13 protein-coding genes and 2 pseudogenes are annotated in these 16,899 nt (G+C 31.8%); 3 read left to right on the top strand and 12 right to left on the bottom strand.

Annotated features, from left to right (window positions below):
- Positions 1-16 precede the first annotated feature (16 nt).
- The 8 genes from fabG to JL193_RS16635 all read right to left on the bottom strand — a co-directional run bounded on the left by fabG (position 17) and on the right by JL193_RS16635 (position 7,979).
- Entirely contained in the window at positions 17-757 is a 741-nt protein-coding gene (fabG, locus tag JL193_RS16670; RefSeq protein WP_207971837.1) for a 3-oxoacyl-[acyl-carrier-protein] reductase, read from the bottom strand.
- A 108-nt stretch (positions 758-865) separates the two neighbouring features.
- Positions 866-1,738, bottom strand: coding sequence for a succinate--CoA ligase subunit alpha (gene sucD, locus JL193_RS16665; RefSeq protein ID WP_207973514.1), 873 nt, complete (start codon positions 1,736-1,738; stop codon positions 866-868).
- A gap of 114 nt (positions 1,739-1,852) precedes the next feature.
- Positions 1,853-2,779, bottom strand: coding sequence for a UDP-3-O-(3-hydroxymyristoyl)glucosamine N-acyltransferase (locus JL193_RS16660; RefSeq protein ID WP_207971836.1), 927 nt, complete (start codon positions 2,777-2,779; stop codon positions 1,853-1,855).
- 93 nt (positions 2,780-2,872) lie between these two features.
- Complete coding sequence (gene efp, locus JL193_RS16655; protein ID WP_207971835.1) at positions 2,873-3,439, bottom strand: elongation factor P; 567 nt, start codon at positions 3,437-3,439, stop codon at positions 2,873-2,875.
- A gap of 55 nt (positions 3,440-3,494) precedes the next feature.
- Positions 3,495-4,280, bottom strand: coding sequence for an acyl-ACP--UDP-N-acetylglucosamine O-acyltransferase (lpxA, locus tag JL193_RS16650; protein WP_207971834.1), 786 nt, complete (start codon positions 4,278-4,280; stop codon positions 3,495-3,497).
- 2 nt (positions 4,281-4,282) lie between these two features.
- Positions 4,283-5,674, bottom strand: coding sequence for a bifunctional UDP-3-O-[3-hydroxymyristoyl] N-acetylglucosamine deacetylase/3-hydroxyacyl-ACP dehydratase (locus JL193_RS16645; protein WP_207971833.1), 1,392 nt, complete (start codon positions 5,672-5,674; stop codon positions 4,283-4,285).
- A 2-nt stretch (positions 5,675-5,676) separates the two neighbouring features.
- A complete protein-coding gene (gene lpxD, locus JL193_RS16640; RefSeq protein WP_207971832.1) occupies positions 5,677-6,711 on the bottom strand; it encodes a UDP-3-O-(3-hydroxymyristoyl)glucosamine N-acyltransferase in 1,035 nt (344 codons plus the stop codon).
- 44 nt (positions 6,712-6,755) lie between these two features.
- On the bottom strand, positions 6,756-7,979 hold the full coding sequence (locus JL193_RS16635; protein WP_207971831.1) for an HD domain-containing protein: 1,224 nt from the start codon (positions 7,977-7,979) through the stop codon (positions 6,756-6,758).
- Positions 7,980-8,146: 167 nt separating this feature from the next.
- On the opposite strand from JL193_RS16635, the gene porX reads away from it, so the two are divergent.
- Positions 8,147-9,694 (top strand): T9SS response regulator signal transducer PorX, encoded by a 1,548-nt coding sequence (gene porX / locus JL193_RS16630; RefSeq protein WP_207971830.1) that lies wholly within the window; start codon positions 8,147-8,149, stop codon positions 9,692-9,694.
- A 122-nt stretch (positions 9,695-9,816) separates the two neighbouring features.
- Positions 9,817-10,395 (top strand): DUF1287 domain-containing protein, encoded by a 579-nt coding sequence (locus JL193_RS16625; protein WP_207971829.1) that lies wholly within the window; start codon positions 9,817-9,819, stop codon positions 10,393-10,395.
- A 384-nt stretch (positions 10,396-10,779) separates the two neighbouring features.
- Here the strand turns inward: JL193_RS16625 and JL193_RS16620 are convergent.
- From JL193_RS16620 to JL193_RS16605, 4 genes and pseudogenes are all read right to left on the bottom strand, one after another.
- Positions 10,780-11,219 (bottom strand): annotated as a pseudogene (locus JL193_RS16620) (DUF4268 domain-containing protein).
- A 91-nt stretch (positions 11,220-11,310) separates the two neighbouring features.
- Positions 11,311-11,891: pseudogene (locus JL193_RS16615) on the bottom strand (MiaE family protein).
- 2 nt (positions 11,892-11,893) lie between these two features.
- Positions 11,894-14,083, bottom strand: a complete 2,190-nt coding sequence (locus JL193_RS16610) for a SulP family inorganic anion transporter (RefSeq protein ID WP_207971828.1) — start codon at positions 14,081-14,083, stop codon at positions 11,894-11,896.
- 2 nt (positions 14,084-14,085) lie between these two features.
- Entirely contained in the window at positions 14,086-14,919 is an 834-nt protein-coding gene (locus JL193_RS16605; RefSeq protein ID WP_207971827.1) for a universal stress protein, read from the bottom strand.
- Between the two features lie 125 nt (positions 14,920-15,044).
- Here JL193_RS16605 and JL193_RS16600 point away from each other — a divergent pair, with 125 nt between their 5' ends.
- On the top strand, positions 15,045-16,895 hold the full coding sequence (locus tag JL193_RS16600; protein ID WP_207971826.1) for a cation:proton antiporter: 1,851 nt from the start codon (positions 15,045-15,047) through the stop codon (positions 16,893-16,895).
- Positions 16,896-16,899 lie beyond the last annotated feature (4 nt).

The following is a 16,899-nucleotide window of genomic DNA, read 5'->3' as shown; positions in this document are numbered from 1 at the left end:
AAACTCTTCGTTCTTTTTACATTCCTCCATCTACAGATAACGTTTGTCCTGTAATATACGTACTCATGTTAGAGGCTAAAAACACACATGCATTTGCGACGTCTATTGGTTGTCCTCCTCTTTTTAAAGGAATTGCATCTCGCCAACCTTGCACTACTTTTTCATCTAATTTATCTGTCATTTCTGTTTCGATAAAACCTGGAGCAATTACATTACTTCTAATGTTTCTAGAACCTAATTCTAATGCTACAGATTTAGAAAAACCAATAATACCAGCTTTAGAAGCTGCGTAATTAGCCTGACCAGCATTTCCGTTTAAACCTACAATAGAACTCATGTGAATAATGGAACCACTTCTTTGTTTCATCATTGGGCGAATAACTGCTTTTGTTAGGTTAAAAACAGATTTTAAATTTACCTGAATTACTTTATCGAAATCGTCTTCAGAAATACGCATTAACAAGTTATCTTTTGTAATACCTGCGTTATTTACTAAAATATCGATAGTACCAAACTCTTGTTGCACTTCTTTTGCCAATTCTTGAGCGGCATCGAAATCTGCTGCATTCGATTGGTATCCTTTTGCGGAAACTCCATAAGATTTTAATTCTTTTTCTAATGCATTTGCAGCATCTACAGATGCATTGTAAGTAAAAGCAACGTTTGCACCTTGTTTGGCAAATTCTACTGCAATACTTCTTCCAATTCCTCTTGTTGCACCCGTAATTATTGCTGATTTATTTTCTAATATTTTCATATTCTATAATTTAGTTGATGTTCATTCAAGTATAAAAAAGAAATTCCTGAAATATTGGGGTTAACTCAATATAAACAGGAATTTATATATTTTAAATGTTTATAAAAATTATTTTAAAACACTTGCTACCATTTCTCCAATTTTAGCGGGCGAACTTACTACGTGCACTCCATTTTCTGCTAAAATTTTCATTTTTGCTTGTGCAGTATCGTCTGCTCCACCTACAATTGCTCCTGCATGCCCCATGGTTCTTCCTGCTGGTGCAGTTTGACCTGCGATAAAACCAACTACTGGTTTTTTGTTACCATCTGCTTTAATCCATTTTGCAGCTTCTGCTTCTAAATTTCCACCAATTTCACCAATCATAACAATGGCTTCTGTTTCTGGATCGTTCATTAACAATTCTACAGCTTCTTTTGTTGTTGTTCCAATAATTGGATCTCCACCAATACCAATTGCTGTGGTAATTCCAAAACCTTGTTTTACAACTTGGTCTGCGGCTTCGTAAGTTAAAGTTCCTGATTTAGAAACAATACCAACTCTACCTTTTTTAAAGATAAAACCTGGCATAATACCTACTTTTGCTTCATCTGGTGTAATTACACCTGGGCAATTAGGCCCTACTAACCTACAGTCTTTATTTTCGATATAAGCTTTTACTTTTACCATATCTGCTGTTGGAATTCCTTCTGTAATACAAATAATTACTTTAATTCCTGCATCTGCAGATTCCATAATGGCATCTGCTGCAAAAGCTGGTGGCACAAAAATAATAGAAGTATCTGCCGCTACTTTTTCTACAGCTTCTGCTACTGTATTAAAAACAGGTTTTCCTAAATGTTCTTGCCCTCCTTTTCCTGGTGTTACACCTCCTACAACATTGGTTCCATAATCTATCATTTGACCAGCGTGAAAAGTACCTTCACTACCTGTAAAACCTTGAACAATAATCTTCGAATTTTTATTTACTAAAACACTCATTGGTTTGTTATTTAATGCCATTTTTAGACATTTCTATTAAAGAAAAGTAAAATGGAGTTTTTGTTTAATTTATATTGCAAAAATAGTTTATTGCTTGTATCTAAAAAAAGAAATTTAAGAATTCTTTCTATCTTTAAAAAAACGTTTTATTTCTGCCATTTCTTTTAATTTTTCTCTTGATTCTGAAATTGGAGTTCCAAAATAACTTTTTCCGCCAGCGACAGATTTGGTAACGCCTGTTTGCCCAAGAATTACAGCTCCTTTTCCTATTGTAATTCCGCTATTGGTACCAACTTGCCCCCAAATGGTTACTTCGTCTTCTATGATAACACAACCTGCAATTCCTGTTTGCGATGCAATTAAACATTTTTTACCAATTACAGTATCATGCCCAACATGCACTTGATTGTCTATTTTTGTTCCTTCTTTTATGGTGGTGTCTCCTGTAACTCCTTTATCTATTGTACATGAAGCTCCTAAATCTACATTGTCTTCTAAAACAACTCTTCCTCCAGAAATTAGTTTATCGAAACCTGTTGTTCTATTTTTATAGTAAAAAGCGTCTGCTCCTAAAACTGTGTTTGCGTGAATGGTAACATTGTTTCCAATAATTGAATTATCGTAAATAGCAACATTTGGATGAATAACACAGTTTTTACCAATTGTAACATTGTTTCCAATAAATACGTTGGGTTGAATTACTGTACCTTCGCCAATTATCGCACTTTCTGAAATACTTACTTCTGATGCTATAAACGGATTAAAATGTTTGGTAATTTTATTAAAGTCACGAAATGGGTCGTTAGAAATTAACAAAGATTTTCCTTCTGGACAAGTTACTTTTTTATTGATTAAAATAGTGGTTGCAGCAGAGTTTAAGGCTTTGTCGTAATATTTTGGGTGATCTACAAAAACAATGTCTCCTTTTTCGACAACGTGAATTTCATTAATTCCAAGAATTTCAAAATTTTTATCGCCAACAAAATCAATATTTAAAATTGATGCTATTTGTTGTAATGTTTGTGGATTTTTGAACTTCATTCTTATTTTAGTAGGCAGTATTTAAGTTTGCAGTATTCAGTTAACGGGTTTGAGTGAAAACTGCAAACTGACTACTGAAGACTGCTAACTTTTTTACTCTTTAATACGTTCTTGGTAAGTACCTTTGGTGGTCTCTACCTTAATTTTATCGCCTTCATTTATAAATAAAGGTACGTTTACAATGGCTCCAGTTTCTACTGTTGCTGGTTTGGTGGCGTTGGTTGCAGTGTTTCCTTTAACACCTGGCTCTGTGTGTGTTACTTCTAAAATTACACTTGAAGGCATTTCTACAGAAAGTGGCATATTATCTTCGGAATTGATAATGATTGTAACAATTTCTCCTTCCTTCATTAAACCAGGATTATCTAAAGCAGCTTCTAACAAACGAATTTGTGTATAGTCTGCTTCGTTCATAAAATGATAAAACTCTCCATCGAAATACAAAAACTGAAATTTATGTGTTTCTACACGAACATCTTCGATTTTTCTTCCTGAAGGAAACGTATTATCGATTATTTTTCCGTTTGTAACACTTTTTAATTTGGTTCTTACGAATGCAGGGCCTTTTCCTGGTTTTACGTGTAAAAATTCTATAATTTTATAGATATCGTTATTATATCTAATACACAATCCATTTCTAATATCTGATGTTGTTGCCATTTATAATGTTCTATTTTGTTTATTCAAAAAGTTAATGTAGTTTTTGGATGATGGTTTAATTAATGTTAAAATACCCTTTCATAATTCCTCTATGAGAATCTTTTATAAACTGAATTATTTCGTCTCTTTCTGGAGTTGCTTCCATTTCTGCTTCAATAATATCTATTGCTTGGGTATAGTTGTAATTTTTTTGAAATAAAATTCTGTATATATTTTGAATTTCTCTAATTTTTTCGGTGCTATAGCCACGTCTTCTTAAGCCTACTGAGTTAATGCCCACGTAAGATAAAGGTTCTCTTGCTGCTTTTACGTATGGGGGCACATCTTTTCTTACTAACGATCCGCCAGTTACAAATGCATGTTTACCAACAGAAGCAAATTGGTGTACTGCAACCATACCTGCTAAAACTACATTGTCTCCAATGGTTACATGACCTGCCAACGTAGAATTATTCGAAAAAATACAATTATTACCCACGTAGCAATCGTGTGCAACATGACAATATGCCATTATTAAACAATTGTCTCCTATTACTGTTTTCATTCTATCTTTAGTACCTCTATTGATGGTAACACATTCGCGAATGGTTACATTGTTGCCAATTTCTACGGTTGTTTCTTCGTCGTCGAATTTTAAATCTTGTGGAATTGCAGAAATTACTGCTCCAGGAAAAATTCTACAATTTTCGCCAATTCTAGCACCTTCCATAATGGTTACGTTAGAACCAATCCATGTTCCTGAACCAATTGTAACATTATTATGTATTGTTGTAAAAGGTTCTATTACAGCATTTCTTGCAACTTTTGCTTGTGGATGAACGTATGCTAAAGGTTGATTCATAATTATTTCTTTTTGGCTATTTGTGCCATTAATTCGGCTTCTGCCACCAATTTACCATTTGCATAAGCATAGGCTTGCATATGGCAAATACCTCTTCTAATAGGTGTAATTAATTCGGCCTTAAATATTAAAGTATCTCCAGGCAATACTTTTTGTTTGAACTTTACATTGTCCATCTTCATAAAATATGTTAAATAATTTTCTGGATCTGGAACTGTACTTAACACTAAAATTCCGCCACATTGTGCCATTGCTTCTACTTGTAAAACTCCTGGCATTACTGGTGCTCCTGGAAAATGCCCAACAAAGAAGTTTTCGTTCATTGTTACATTTTTTAACCCTACAACATGCTTGTCTGAAAGCTCTATAATTCTATCGACCAATAAAAATGGAGGTCTGTGAGGTAAAATATCCATTATTTGGTGGATATCTAATAATGGTGGTTGATGCAAATCGTATTGTGGAACGTTATTTCTTTTTTCTGCTTTTATAATTTTTGCTAATTTCTTAGCAAAATTGGTATTTACCATATGACCGGGTTTGTTTGCTATTACTTTTCCTCTAATTCGAGTTCCTGTTAATGCTAAATCTCCTATGACATCTAATAATTTGTGTCTTGCAGCTTCGTTTGCCCAATGCAGGGTTAAATTGTCTAAAATTCCGTTTGGTTTTACAGAAATATCTTCTTTATTAAAAGCTTTCTTTAATTTTTGCATGGTACTTTCCGACAATTCTTTATCTACATATACAATTGCGTTGTTTAAATCGCCACCTTTTATTAAATCGTTTTCTAACAACATTTCAATTTCATGTAAAAAACTAAATGTTCTTGCATTTGCAATTTCTTTCTTGAAGTCAGAAATTTTATTTAAGGTAGCATTTTGAGTTCCTAATATTTTTGTACCAAAATCTACCATTGTAGTTACTTGGTATTCGTCTGAAGGCATTAAAATTATTTCGCTTCCAGAAACTTCATCTTTATAAGAAATAATTTCTTTTACGACGTATTCTTCTATTTCTGCATCTTGTTCTTCGATTCCTGCTTTTTCTAAAGCATCTACAAAATATTTCGAAGAACCGTCCATAATTGGGGGTTCAGATGCATCTATTTCTATTAATAAATTATCGATATCTAAACCTACAGCTGCTGCTAAAACGTGTTCGGATGTTTGAACTTGAACACCATTTTTCTCTAAATTTGTTCCTCTTTGTGTATTTACAACATATTCTGCTCTTGCTTCAATGGTTGGGTTGCCTTCTAAATCTACTCTACTAAAAGCAAAACCGTGGTTTGCTGGAGCTGGTTTTAAAACCATATTAACAGTATTACCTGTGTGAAGCCCTACACCAGATAAACTTATTTCTTTTTGAATTGTTTTTTGTTTTTTACTCATTGTTATTTCTCTTTTTGAGACTTAAATTCTTTTTCTATGTTGTTTATTCTATCCACTATGGTTGGTAGCTTTTTAAAATAGACGTAACTTTTATTGTAATCAGAGACTTTAAAAGCTGGGGTTCCATTTACAATTTCATTACTTTTTATGTTTTTAGAAATTCCTGCTTGTGCTAATATTTTAACATTGTTTCCAATTTTAAGATGTCCAGAGATTCCTACTTGCCCTCCAATCATACAGTTCTCTCCAATTTTAGAAGAGCCTGCAACTCCTGTTTGTGAAGCAATTACAGTGTTTTTTCCAATTTCTACATTGTGTGCAATTTGAATTTGGTTATCTAGTTTAACACCTTTTCTTATGATTGTAGAACCTAATGTTGCTCTATCTATCGTAGATGCAGAACCAACATCTACATTGTTTTCTATAATAACATTTCCTATTTGTGGAATTGCTTTGTACTCTCCATTTTCATCGGGTGCAAATCCAAAACCATCTGCACCAATTACGCTACCAGAATGAATTTTGCAGTTGCTACCAATTACAGTTTCCGAATAAATTTTTACGCCTGCAAAAATAGTGGTATGGTCTCCAATTACAACGTTGTCTCCTATGTAAGAGTTTGGAAAAATTTTAACGTGATTGCCTATTGTTACATTTTCTCCAATGTAAGCAAATGCACCTATATATTCGTTACTGCCAATTTTAGCACTTTTGGCAATAAAATGAGGTTGTTCTCTACCTTGTTTATTGTTTTTTACTCCGTTGTAAAATTCTAATAATTTAGAGAAAGATTTGTAGGCATCATCTACTTGAATTAAAGTCGTATCGACCTCTTTTTCGAGAACGAAACTCTTATTTACAATAGCGACAGAAGCATTTGTAGTGTATAAATACGAATTGTATTTGGGGTTTGACAAGAAGGTTAAAGAGCCTTTTTTACCTTCTTCGATTTTAGATAGTGTAAAAACCTCTTCATTCGGATTTCCTAAGATATCACCCTCTAAAATGTCGGCTATTTGTTGTGCTGTAAATTTCATTAAACGCAAAAATATAAAAATAATACGGTTTTGGCTAATCTCACTTATTTTGGATAACAAATAAAGTGTTTGATTACTGGCTTTGTTAATGCTTGTAAATTTAATTGATCAGATGCTTTTGCAATGTCTTTTAATTTTCCTTTTTTATTTAAAATTAAAACAGGTTTTTTTAAATTGTAGGCTTGGTTTCTAATTTGTTGAGTAAAAACAAAAAAACGAGTTTCTTCTTTAGAAATGCCCAGTTTCTTAGTCGCTTTTTGTTGCTTTTTTTCTAGATAAACATCATTAAAAGGGTCTTTTTGAATTTCTATTCGCAATAGGCTTCTATCGACAATCATTTTTGCTAAAAGCGATAAAATTTTATCATTGTGATTTGCCCACTCTTTTATGGCCGATAAAACATCGTAATCATCTAACTTAGAAAACATTTCTAAAGTTTCTTCGGTAAAATTACTAGCATCGATTTGATGGTATAAAAAATAACGAAGTGCAGAACTTGCAAACAATTCTACCCCATTTTCTGCCAATTCTTTGGCTCTTTTTAAAACGTTTACCAACATGTTTTCTGCGACCAAACCGGTTTTGTGTAAATATACTTGCCAATACATTAATCTTCGTGCAATTAAGAATTTTTCGACGGAATAAATTCCTTTTTTCTCGATGACCAATTCGTCGTTTTTAACATTCATCATGGCAATTAAACGATCTGATGAAATATTGCCTTCTGTAACACCTGTGTAAAAACTATCTCTTTTTAAATAATCTAACCTATCTATATCTAACTGACTAGAAATTAACTGACATAAAAATTTTCTTGCATTTTTACCTTCGAAAATTTCTATGGCTAGTGTTAATTTTCCCTCGAATTCTTCATTTAATTTCTTCATAAATTTTAGTGAGATTTCTTCATGAGAAATTTCGCTTACAATACTGTGTTCTAGCGCATGTGAAAAAGCACCATGACCAATGTCGTGCAACAAAATGGCAATACACAATGCATTTTCTTCTTCTTTAGAAATGGCAACTTGTTTAAATCGCAAAACACGAATTGCTTTTTGCATTAAATGCATACAACCAATGGCATGATGAAACCGGGTATGATTGGCACCAGGATATACCAAGTTAGAAAACCCCATTTGTGTAATTCTACGCAAACGTTGAAAATATGGATGCTCTATAATATCGAAAATTAGTGAGTTTGGTATTTGTATAAACCCGTAAATAGGATCGTTTAATATTTTAAGCTTGTTGGGTGTTTTTTTCTTCAAAAGAATTCTAATTTATCTATACAGTGCAAAGTACAACATATTGCTAGAAATGCACAAGTTTTAATTTGATTCTAATGCTATTTTTTGGCAATATTTTATCATTTCAAAATGAATAAAAAAGCAACAAATGGGTATTTTTAACGTTCAGAATAAAACAAAAAGATACGATGAGCAACATACAAATTTTATGGGTTGATGATGAAATTGAATTATTAAAACCACACATTCTTTTTTTAGAACGTAAAGATTACAAAGTTATAACCTGTACAAATGGTGCTGATGCTATAGATTTGGTTACCGAAAATAATTTTGACATTGTTTTTTTGGATGAAAACATGCCTGGTTTAACGGGTTTAGAAACACTTTCGGAAATTAAACAGAAACAAGCCAATTTGCCAGTGGTAATGATTACTAAGAGTGAAGAAGAATATATTATGGAGGAAGCAATTGGCTCTAAAATTGCCGATTATTTGATAAAACCTGTAAATCCGAGTCAGATTTTGTTGAGTTTGAAGAAAAATTTAGACAATTCGCGCCTCGTTTCAGAAAAAACAACTTCTAATTATCAGCAAGAATTTAGAAAAATTTCTATGGATTTAAACATGGTAAATTCGTATGAAGATTGGATTGAACTTTATAAAAAATTAATTCACTGGGAATTAGAACTAGAAAATATTAGCGACTCTGCGATGTTAGGTATTTTAGAAAGCCAAAAACAAGAAGCCAATTCGCAGTTTTTTAAATTTATTAAAAAAAATTACAAAGATTTTTTAACAGCTCACGATAAACCAACATTTTCTCATACTTTGTTTAAAGACTATGTGGTTCCTGAATTAAAAAAAGACCAAGGTGTTTTATGGGTGGTGATTGACAATTTGCGTTACGACCAATACCGAATTTTAGAACCTTTAATTAACAACCATTATAAAAAAGACGAAGAATATACATATTTTTCTATTTTACCAACTGCCACACAATATGCAAGAAATGCCATTTTTTCTGGTTTAATGCCTTCCGAAATGGAAAAAAGACATTCTAATTATTGGAAAAATGATACAGATGAAGGTGGAATGAACTTGTTTGAGAATGAGTTTTTAACTGCACAAATTAAACGTTTAGGCTTAGATATTCAGCACCAATATTATAAAATTTCTTCATTAAAAGATGGAAAAGAATTGGCAGATAATTATAATGGCACCAAACAAAACGATTTAACAGCAGTTGTTTATAATTTTGTAGATATTCTTTCGCACTCTAAAACAGAAATGGAGGTAATTAAAGAATTAGCTGGCGATGATAAAGCGTATAGAAGCCTAACTTTGAGTTGGTTTAAAAATTCTCCTCTGTTCGAAATCATTCAAAAAGCGCAAAGTTTAGGTCAAAAATTAATTATTACAACCGACCACGGAACCATCAATTGTAAGCACCCAACAAAGGTTATTGGCGATAAAAACATTAGTTCTAATTTGCGTTACAAAACGGGTAGAAGTCTTTCTTACGAAGAGAAAGATGTATATGCAGTAAAAAATCCAAAAGACATTTTTTTACCAACGGTGTCTATGAATAGTCCGTTTATTTTTGCCAAAGAAGATTTGTTTTTCGCATACCCTAATAACTTTAATCATTTTGTAAAGTATTATAAAAACACATATCAGCATGGAGGTGTTTCTTTGGAAGAAATGATAATACCTTGTGCGATTTATAGTCCGAAATAAATTAGTAGGCAGTTGGCAGTGGCAGTAGCAGTAGCAGTGGCAGTGGCAGTGGCAGTGGCAGTGGCAGTAAAACTATGTTTTCTATAAATCTATGTGGTAAAATTTAAAAAATAGATAGTAAAATGAAAAAAAATTTCTCAATACTTTTTTTATTTTTATCAATAAATATTGCTTTCGCACAAGTTGATGAAGACAAATTATCAAATGCTGCCTTAGAATTAATAAAAGACAAAGTGGTTTACGACCCCAATTATTTTGCGATTGATTATCCTAATGGAGATGTGCCAAAAGGAAAAGGAGTTTGTACAGATGTTGTTATTAGAGCTTATAGAAAACTAGGCATCGATTTGCAAAAAGAGGTTCATGAAGACATGAAAAAAAACTTTAAAATGTATCCTAAAATTTGGGGTTTAAAACAAACAGATAAAAATATCGACCACAGAAGAGTGCCTAATTTAATGACTTTCTTCTCGCGAAAAGGAATCGTAAAAGTGAATTCTAAAAATCCAAAAGACTATCTTCCTGGAGATATTGTTTGTTGGAATTTAGGAGGTGCAATTACTCATATTGGAATCGTTGTTAATAAAAAATCTAGCGATAATAAACGTTATATGATTGTTCATAATATTGGTGCAGGTCAGGTTTTACAAGATTGTTTGTTCGATTTTAAAATAATTGGGCATTATCGATATAGAAGTTAGTTTGCGGTTTTCTGTGAGAATGTACTCATTATAAAAGTACTTTAGTAAAAAATTAATGAGTTTTACTTGTTTTTACCAGAGTACTTCTTAAAGAAGAACTCGAATCAGCAGAAGTGTTAAAAGCATTTGCTAATTCTCCAAAAGTTACTGTTTGCACCTTGCATAGAGCAGTTACAAAGTAAGAAATCAATTTAACACGAGCTAAATTAATTTTCCTTTAAAATGTGGGTTGAGTATTGAACTAAGCTCACTATTTTTATACGTAACATGGGTTTTCTTCATTAGATAAATGAGTAGAATTATTTATCTGATATACTAAAAACCAGTGTTTTAAACAAATTACCCAACAGTTAGTTTTCTAACTATCAGTAAGCTATGTTTATGTCATGTACTAAAAATATTTTTTATAACATCTTCATATTCATAAAAGAACAATTCGAATTTGGGCATTGTTTCTACATAAAATTCGTAACAATCTCGCCAAGTATTTTTATTGTAAATGCTAAATTTCCCTTCAAAAGGCACATAAATTCTATGAATCTTTTTTCCGCTCTCTAATTCATATTCATTATCAAAAATTATTTCAGGAATGTCTGCTTCCATCAATGTTTTTAAAGAAAGAAGCTGGTCGTAATACAACATATTTACCAGTTCATCTGGATTTTCCAAATCCAAACAAACCATTGCTTTCTTTCTATCTGCTACGAATTTAAAAGAAAACCCTTTAATTTTAGTATTATATAGTAACCATTTTCTTGGAAACGATTTTCCGAAACTTGTCCAAAATCTTTTCGCAATTTTGTAGCTTCTTCTTTGCTAAACATTTTTTTTTAGTTTAAAGTTTAGAGTTTAAAATTTAAGGTTTAAGATTCCGGGCAAAAGCTTTGAATATAAAACCTTAAAGTTTGAATTCTTTTATCCATGAATTTTGGCTACATTTCCGCGTTCGCGCATCATTTCTGCTTCAAAAGCTAAAAGTGCATTCCATTTTTCATCTACAATTGTTCGATCTTGATATTGTCTTGCAAACTGTAAAAAGTAGTATAATGTCCTGCTTCAGAAATCATTAAATTTTTATAAAATTTTTGCAGCTCTTCATCTTCCATATTTTCAGAAAACACCTTAAAACGCTCGCAACTTCTGGCTTCAATTAAAGCTGCAATTAATAAACGTTGTACCAAAGCATTGGTTCTGTCTTTTGTTTTTGGGAAAAATTTTTGCAAACGAATGGCGTAATCGTTTTTTTGTTCTCTGCCTAAAACCATTCCGCGTTTTACCATTAAGAGGTGCACCATTTTAAAATGTTGCATTTCTTCGATGGCAATGTTGCTCATTTCTTTTACAAGTTCGGTTTCTTCGGAATAATTTATGATTATAGAAACTGCGTTCGAAGCTGCTTTTTGTTCTAAAAAAGCGTGGTCTGTAAGTATTTGTTCTAAATTTACTTTGGCAATTTCTGCCCAAGAAGTTTCGGTTTCAAACTGTAATCCTAACATTTTTATAGTATTTTTTGCAAGCCAGAGCCAAAATAGGCGAGGGCTTTTATTTCTTTTACACTTGCCAAGCGTTCTTTGTCGATCACTAAAAGACCAACATTTGTGGCTTCAATATGATATTGTTTGTTACTTTCGAAGAACAAAATTAATTCATCTGTAAAATATTCTCTAATTTTTTCTTCATTTTTTCCAGATAAATAAAAGCGTTTGCTAAAATCTGGATGCGCATCTATATCTATATCTTTGTATCCTGCAAAATGATAAATGTATTCAAAAACCCCTTCTTTATCTAGTGTAAATTTTGGAAGTGTTTTTTTAGGATGAATGTGCAACATGGTTGCTTTAATTACTTGTTTTGCAATTAATTCTCCTTCCGAAAACTGAACATCGAACATCGTACAGTCTTCATTAGAAAGTACATTAGAAACCTTTTCGATATTTCGAGTTTTAAAATAGCCAAAATTTGGTAGTTCTTTCATTTCTATGTCCGAAAAAGCATCATAGGTATAATGCATTTCTTCGCTAATTTTTTGAATCGATTTTTGTCTTTTGGTTAAAACACCTTCTTTTGGAACGAATTTTTCTGGGAATAATTTACGCATCGCAAACGGATGTTTGCTTCCAGATTTGGCATCGTCTAAACCAATTACTTCAAAATGCCCACCTTTTCTTTCGAAAGTTGCACTATAATTACTCATGTTTTCCATTACAGAATGGTCTATAAAATCGCATAAAGAAAAATCGATTATGGCTTCTTGTGTTTCTGGAATTTGGTCTAGTTTTGTTTTTAGTTTTGTATAATTTAAAAAAGAAGAAAAGTTTTTTACACTCACATAATATGTCTCGTCTTCTTTAAACATTAGTACATTTGGTTTTAAGGCATTTTTAATAAAAAGCATGGCATCTTTATTGATAAAAATATGGATTGCGAATGTGATAATAATACCGCTTAAAATACCAATAATAAGACTTGTAGATATTGTTATTAAAAGTGTTGCTGTAAATATAATTAATTGTTCTCTTCCTATTCGAAATACCTTTTGAATGTTTTTTGGAGAAGCTAATTTATAGCCTGTAAACACTAAAATAGCCGCCAAAGCAGGTAAAGGAATTTTGCGTAATTCAGTTGCGAACAAAACAATAAAAAGTACTAAAAAAGCAGCGTGAAAAAAGTTTGCAGATCTATTGCTACCCTTATTATTTACATTTACAGAACTTCTGGCAATTACTGTAACTACATTTAATCCGCCTAAAAAACCGCTAATTACGGTTGCAATACCTAAAGCTCTAATATCTTTATTAATGTTCGATCGTCTTTTTAGAGGATCTAATTTGTCCACAGCTTTTATGCTTAACAAACTTTCGATGCTGGCAATTAATGTAATTGCAATTACAGCATTAATAAAATCTGCATGGTAAATTTTACCAAAATCAGGAAAAGCAAAATTCGATAAAATATGGTCTGGTAAATTAATTAGTAAATCTTTGTGAATTGGGTATTTGTGAGCAGAAAACAAATCAAAATAATAATACAAACCAATGCTTAAAACCACAATCCACATAGGAGCAGGAATGAGTTGGAAATATCGATTTCTAATTTTGCTGTAAAAAACCATGATAAGCAAACTTGCAATTCCTATGAACCCTGCATAAAACGTACTAGAATCGTCTGTTTTTATAAAATTAAGAATCCCTTTAGGAATTTTAATTAAAAGTTCAATAATACTTCCTTTTGTATGTAAATCGCCAAGCATTACATGAATTTGCTTGGCAAAAATTCCAATTCCGATGGCAGCTAGCATGCCTTGTATGGCAGAAGCAGGAAAGAAATCTCCTAAAGAGCCCATTCTTAAAAAGCCGAGAATAATCATTATAATTCCAGAAATTACTATGGCAGCAAGGGTATATAAAAAACCTTGTTGCATATCTCCATTACCAAGTGTTGTAATTGCTCCCAAAATAACTACTACTAAACCATTTCCTGGCCCAGTAATGGTTATGTTAGAACCACCCATAATGGCTACTACTGTTCCGCCTACAATTGCAGCAATAATTCCCGAAATTGGTGGTGCTCCAGAGGCTATAGCCAAGCCTAAACCTAAAGGAAGCGCAATTAAAGAAACTACAAAGCCAGAAAAAAGATTTTTAGGAATTTCGTTTACAAATGTTTTAACCGTGTTCTTTTTTGTCATTTTTATTTTACAATTAAAACATCGGTTGGCAATTCCGATAAAATGTATTCGATATCGTGTGGAAAAATTCGATCGAAAACTCTTGTTTTAGAAGGTGCATTCATTACTAATAAATCGGCTCTTTTTACTCGTGCATAATGCCCAATAGAATAGCCTCTTTTTCCAAAAATACTTTGAGTTTTTATATCCATTCCTTCACAATCTACTTCTTTTAAAATGTTTTTTACACGAAAATCTTCTCTCGATTTTATACGTTCTTTTACGATTGTAGATTTTCTTAAGGTCTTATCGTCACTTACTTTTACATGCAATTCTGCCTGACTAATTTCTTCGACAATCGTTAGTTTTCTACAGTGTAAATTTTTCGAAAAGTAGATAGAGGTTTTAATGGTTTCTTCTGTTTTTTTATCACGCAACCCATTTACTATTATGTGTTTACATGGTATTCTCTCTACAGAGGGCTTAATTAATAATAAAACAGCACAAGATGCCTTTCTTGTTATTTTTCTAGCTATAGAACCTACGTAATATCTCAGTAAATTTTCTTGCTGAATAGCTCCTAAAATTAGCAAGTCTATTTTTTCTTTTGTTGTCGTTTTTAAAATTACATCAACCGGTTTTCCTTCTTGCCAAATTGTTTTTAATGGTTTTTTTAGCGCATCTACCTCTAATAATAAATCTTTAATGTTTTGTTCTTTTTCAGGTGTTTTTTTACCCACATGAACACCTACTAATGCTGCGTTAAACATATTTGCCATTCTTACGGCTTCAAAAAGATTTGCTTTTAAATTCGGCGAAAATGCAATACCGATTAAAATTTTATGAATTTTTTGCAAAAAAAGATTTTAAAATTAGCTTGAACGCACAATATAGGAAACTTTATAAGAAAGAAAAAAACTAAAAAATTATTTTTATCATAGGGAAACATCCTTAAATTTACTTTTTTGAAAATCGAAAATGTATGTTAGAATTAGCAGGAATAATTATTTTAGGAATATTGGCGCAATGGGTAGCATGGAAATTTAAAATTCCGGCTATTTTACCCTTAATTTTAATAGGTTTGTTAGTAGGACCAATTGCAGCTGAATTTTTAAGTGCAGATGGTTCTAAATGGATTGAGCCTATTTGGAATGGTAAAAAAGGATTGTTTCCTGGAGAGAGTTTGTATTATTTTGTTTCACTTGCCATTAGTATTATACTTTTTGAAGGCGGATTGACCCTAAAAAGAGCCGAAATTAAAAATGTGGGCCCTGTAATTACAAAATTAATTACTGTTGGGTCTGCAATTACATTTTTCGGAGCAGGAATTGTTGCGCATTACGTTTTTAATTTGGGTTGGGACCTTTCCTTCCTTTTTGCAGGATTAATAATTGTAACAGGGCCTACTGTAATAACTCCAATTTTAAGAAACATTCCTCTAAAAAAAGATATTTCTACGGTTTTAAAATGGGAAGGCATTTTAATAGACCCAATTGGTGCTTTAGTGGCAGTATTGGTTTTCGAATTTATTAGTGTGGGAGGTGGAGGTGGATTTACCAAAACAGCTTTAATAGAATTTGGTAAAATTTTGCTATTTGGTACTACTTTTGGTTTTACATTCGCACATGCATTGGCATATGCCATCAATAAAAAATTAATTCCTCATTATTTATTAAACGTAGTTTCTTTATCTACTGTACTTTTAGTGTTTGTAGAATCTGAAATTTTTGCACACGAATCGGGTCTTTTAGCAGTGGTGGTTATGGGAATGGTTTTAGGAAACGGAAAGCTAAAAAACATCAAAGAACTATTATATTTTAAAGAATCTTTAAGTGTATTGTTAATTTCTATTCTGTTTATATTATTAGCAGCCAATATCGATATAGAAGATTTAATGTTGCTATATACCTGGAAAACAGCTATTTTATTCGCAATTGTGGTATTTGTAATTAGACCTTTGGCCGTTTTTGCAAGTACACATAACTCCAAATTAAAATTAAACGAAAAATTATTTATAAGTTGGGTAGGACCAAGAGGTATTGTGGCTGCAGGTATTGCTTCTTTATTTGGAAGTAAATTGCTAAAAGAAGGTGTAGAAGGTGCAGAATACATTACGCCTTTGGTTTTTATGATTGTATTAGGAACCGTACTTTTAAATGCTACCACAGCAAGATTATTTGCAAAATTAGTAGGTGTTTTCTTAAAAAGTTCGAATGCAATTTTAATTGTAGGAGCATCTAGCCCAGCAAGGTTAATTGCACATTATTTAAAAGAAAATGATAAAAGAGTAGTGTTGATTGATTCTAACAAAAACTTTGTTCAGGAAGCCAATAGTATGGATTTGGAAGCGTATGCGATTAATATTTATGATGAAGATTTAACAGATAATATCGAATTAAACGATGTGGGGTATTTAATTGCGATGACAGGGAGTGAGGCTGTAAATGAATATGCAATTAGTAATTTTTCTGAATCTTTTGGAGAACATGGGGCTTTTAGATTGGCAACTTCTAAAGAAATTAGAAACAAGACTTTAAATAGTAGAACTCAATTTTTAACTCCTAAAGACGATTATATTAATTTAAGTGAAGCATTTAGAGACAATCCTAAAATATACGAAGTAGAAATTGAAACAAATGATGCCTACGAAGCAATGCTTTCTAAGCTGTTTAGAGAATCGAGATCTGTACCTTTATTTGTTAAAAAAGACAAAGAAATGTACCTGATTCCAGAGTACGAAAAGTTACAAGAGCCTAAAGAAAACTGTACTTTGGTGTATTTAGGAAAACCTTTGGAAGAAAATAAAGAAAGTATAAAAAGTCAGGAGAAATAAAAAA

This window comes from Polaribacter batillariae (assembly GCF_017498485.1).
Taxonomy (GTDB): Bacteria; Bacteroidota; Bacteroidia; order Flavobacteriales; family Flavobacteriaceae; genus Polaribacter; species Polaribacter batillariae.
Note: the sequence above shows the minus strand (reverse complement) of the source record. Positions and strands in the feature narration are given on the sequence as shown.